The 3,582-nt window shown below is 76.2% G+C and carries 3 protein-coding genes; 1 reads left to right on the top strand and 2 read right to left on the bottom strand.

Annotated features, from left to right (window positions below; all coding sequences use genetic code 11):
* Positions 1 to 128: 128 nt before the first annotated feature.
* A complete protein-coding gene (locus tag ACFV4G_RS04040; RefSeq protein WP_380436189.1) occupies positions 129 to 1,139 on the bottom strand; it encodes a transglycosylase SLT domain-containing protein in 1,011 nt (336 codons plus the stop codon).
* Between the two features lie 124 nt (positions 1,140 to 1,263).
* Positions 1,264 to 2,112, bottom strand: a complete 849-nt coding sequence (locus ACFV4G_RS04045) for a helical backbone metal receptor (protein ID WP_380436191.1) — start codon at positions 2,110 to 2,112, stop codon at positions 1,264 to 1,266.
* Positions 2,113 to 2,331: 219 nt separating this feature from the next.
* Here ACFV4G_RS04045 and ACFV4G_RS04050 point away from each other — a divergent pair, with 219 nt between their 5' ends.
* On the top strand, positions 2,332 to 3,426 hold the full coding sequence (locus tag ACFV4G_RS04050) for an ABC transporter substrate-binding protein (RefSeq protein ID WP_380436193.1): 1,095 nt from the start codon (positions 2,332 to 2,334) through the stop codon (positions 3,424 to 3,426).
* Positions 3,427 to 3,582 lie beyond the last annotated feature (156 nt).

The raw sequence follows: 3,582 nt of genomic DNA on the forward strand, positions 1-3,582 counted from the left end.
CTCGCATCTTCGCGCGCGGCGCTCCCCCCCCCCCCGCCCCCCGCGGCTGCTCCCCCACTCCGAGCGCGCGGGCCGGCGCCCCCCCCCGCCCCCCCCCCCCCCCCCCCCCCCGCCGCCGTTCTCCGGTCTCAGCCGGCCTTGTTCCAGGGCTGACTCGCCATGAGCGCCTTGACGTTGGCGACGTAGCCCGGGTTCGGGATGACGAGGCTGCCGACGGTCGCGCCGGTGGCCGGGTCGGTGGCGGTGTTGTAGTGGACGTTGCCCGCGCCCGCGTTGTAGGCGGAGATGACGAGGTCGAGCAGCGGGGTCTTCCCGGTGGCGGGGTCGGGGGAGAGGTCGTACGTGCCGCCGAACCCGGAGTCGCCGAAGTAGGCGACCAGCCAGTCGAGCAGTTGGGTGCCGAGCTGGACGTTGCCGGCGAGGGTCTTGGCGTCGGAGACGGTGCCGAACTTGGTGTTCATCCAGCTCACGGTGTTCGGCATGACCTGCATGGTGCCGATCCCGCCGTCGCAGGCGAGGATGCCGGACTGCCAGCCGCTCTCCTGCCAGGCGATGGCCTTGACCAGGTTGACCGGCAGCGGCGGGAGCTTGTCGGTGCCTCCGCTGCTGAGGGTGAGCGTGCGGGCCTGGCCGGCCGCGGCGGTGAGCGCCGCGCCGACGGCGTCCTTGGCCTCGTCCGGCTGCGGCTTGCTCGGCTTGCAACTGCTCTGCAGCGGCGGGGCGTGCGGGCCCTCGGGTGCGGGCGGCGGCGGGGGAGCGACGGGGCCGGGCTTGGCGGTCGGCGCCGGGGCCGCGGGGGAGCGACGGGGCCGGGCTTGGCGGTCGGCGCCGGGGCCGCGGCGACGGGGGCGGCGGCCGGGGCGGGGGCCTTCTCGGCACTGCCGGTGGACGGCTTGGCCGCGCCGGGCTTGGCACCGCTCGCCGTCGGGCCCGGGCTCGGGCTCGCCTTGGCCGACTTGCCCGCCGACGCGCTCGCGCTCGGGCTGCCGGTGGCGCTCGCGCCGGGCGACGGCGTCGCACTCGCGGCCGGGCTCGCGGACGCGCTCGCGCCGGCCGTGTCGGCGGGCGAGGCGCTCGCGGCCAGAGCCGTCGTGCCCGGCGCCGCACGGGTGTCGGTCGTCGCGGACTTGCTCCCGCACCCGGCCAGGACGGCGGTCGAGACGGCCGCGGCCGACACCATCACCAGCGCACGCCGGGATGTGCTCACTGCCATGTGTGGTTCCCCCACTTGATCGCCGGTGGTCCCGGCGAGTGGCGGTCATCCTACGGGGGCGTGTTCCCACCCTGTACGAACGGGTGGTCGAGCGCCGTGCCGAGCACCGCCGGGGCCTCGGCGAGCGAGGGCCCGTACCAGGTGAGGTGACGTCCGCTGACCAGCGCCGCCGGCACGCCGGGGAACGCCTCCGGGCCGTCCCCGGCGGTGAACCGGTACGGCTCGTCCGGCAGGACGACCAAGTCGGGTGCGCAGGCGAGCAGTTCGGGCAGCGGGATGGCCGGGTAGCGCTCGGCGTGGCCGGCGTGGACGAGCCGCACTCCGAGGCGCCGCAGCACGTCCCCGGCGAAGGTGTCGCGGCCGAGGACCATCCACGGGCGCCGCCAGATCGGCACGATCGCCCGCGGACCGTCGGTCTTCTGCCCGCTCCGCCGTCCGTCGATCTTTTGCCCGCTGCGCCGACCGTCCACCCCGCGCCACGCCGCCTGCGCCTCGTCCAGCCACCCCGGCCGCGGGAGGCCGCACGCGAGGGTCAGCAGCCGTTCCAGGGAGCGGAACGCGTCGTCGACGGTGCGGATGTCGGTCACCCAGACCGGCACGCCGGCCGCCCGCAGCGCGTCGAGGTCCGGCCGACGGTTCTCCTCGTCGTTGGCGAGGACGAGGTCAGGGGCCAGGGCGAGGATCCGCCGGACGTCCGGGTTCTTGGTGCCGCCGATCCGCGGCACGTCCAGTCCGGCCGGGTGGGTGCACCAGTCGGTGGCGCCGGCCAGCAGGCCGGGGGCGGTGACGGCGAGCGACTCGGTCAGCGACGGCACCAGCGAGACCACCCGCCGCACCGGGCCCGGACCGAGCCGGACGGGCAGGTCGAGATCGTCCCGCAGGACGGTGGGTTCGGCCATCGGGCCAGCCTACGCCCCGCGCGTGAGCCCGCGGGCGAGCGGACGGGGTCGCGCCGGACGGGGTCGCGCCGGAGGGGGCCGTGCGCCCGGGGCCGTGCGGAGACGGCCCGGCGCGGAACTCCCCGAGATCCGCGGGAACCCGCCGCGCGAACCGGCCGACTACCTGGTCCGGGTCCGCAGGACGGACCCCCAGCACGAGCACCCACCAGGAGAGTTTCCATGCGCCCTCGCACCGCCCGCGCCGTCGCGGCCGTCGTCGCCCTGTTCGCCACGGCCACGGCCTGCGGAAGCACCGGAGGAGGGGGCGGCGGCTCGGACGCGCAGGCGACGGCCAAGGCCGCGCCCGCCGGATCCTTCCCGGTCAAGGTCGCCGACTGCGCGGGCCAGGAGACCACCATCGCCAAGGCCCCCTCGAAGATCGTCACCAGTAACGCTTCCAGCCTGGAGATGCTGCTCCAACTCGGGGCCGGGGACCGCCTGATCGGCACCGGCTTCCCGCCCGGCAAGGGCAGCCTCCCGGCGGACCTCGCCGAGCAGGGCACCAAGGTGCCCGTCCTCGGCGACCGCGTCATCCCCAAGGAGAAGCTCCTCGGCTCCGGCGCCGACCTCTACGTCGACACCTTCGGCGCCATGCCGATGATGGGCGGCGGCGCCACCGGGCCGAGCCCGGAGGAGTTCGCCGCGGCCGGCATCCAGCACGTCTACCTCCTCTCCACCGCCTGCGCCGGCACCCCGAAGGCCGCCAAGGCGCCGCGCACCGACCTCGCCCAGGTCGAGGACGACATCCGCAGGCTCGGCGCCGTCACCGGCACCGCCGCCCGCGCCGAGGAACTCGTCGCCGGCATGGAGAAGCGCGTGGGCGACGTGCGGACCGCCCTCGCCGGAGTGCCGGACGACAAGCGGCCGAGCTACTTCGTCTTCGACTTCGACGCCGGCACCAAGCAGCCCACCGCCGTCTGCGGCCGCCAGGTCGCCAACGCCGTGATCACCCTCGCCGGCGCCCGCAACGTCTTCGCCGACTGCGACGCCGACTTCAAGCCCGGCTCCTGGGAGGACGTGGTCGCCAAGAACCCGGACTGGATCCAGCTGGCCGTCCGCAACCGCGGCAGCGAGGAGGCCACCCGCAAGGCCTACGACGACGCCGAGGCGTTCCTCAAGGGCTTCCCCGCCACCCAGGGCCTGAAGGCCGTCCAGGAAGGGCACTTCGTGCGGCTCGGCTCCGAGGTGACCACCATCGCGGGCGTGCGCAACGCCGACGCCGTCCGGCAGATCGCCGCCACCGTCCACCCGGACCTCGTCAAGAACGGGCAGTAGACCGTGCCTCCGTCCGTCACCGGCGAGGATCCCGGCGCGACCTCCGTCGCTGCCGCTGCTGCCGCCGGCGGCCGCCCGGCCCGCTCCCTGCGGGCCGGGCCGCGGGGGCGGCCGCCCCGGGCCCCCCCCCCCGCCCCCCCCCCCCCCCCCCGCGCC

The sequence above is a fragment of the Kitasatospora sp. NPDC059747 genome (assembly GCF_042732955.1).
Taxonomy (GTDB): domain Bacteria; phylum Actinomycetota; class Actinomycetes; order Streptomycetales; family Streptomycetaceae; genus Kitasatospora.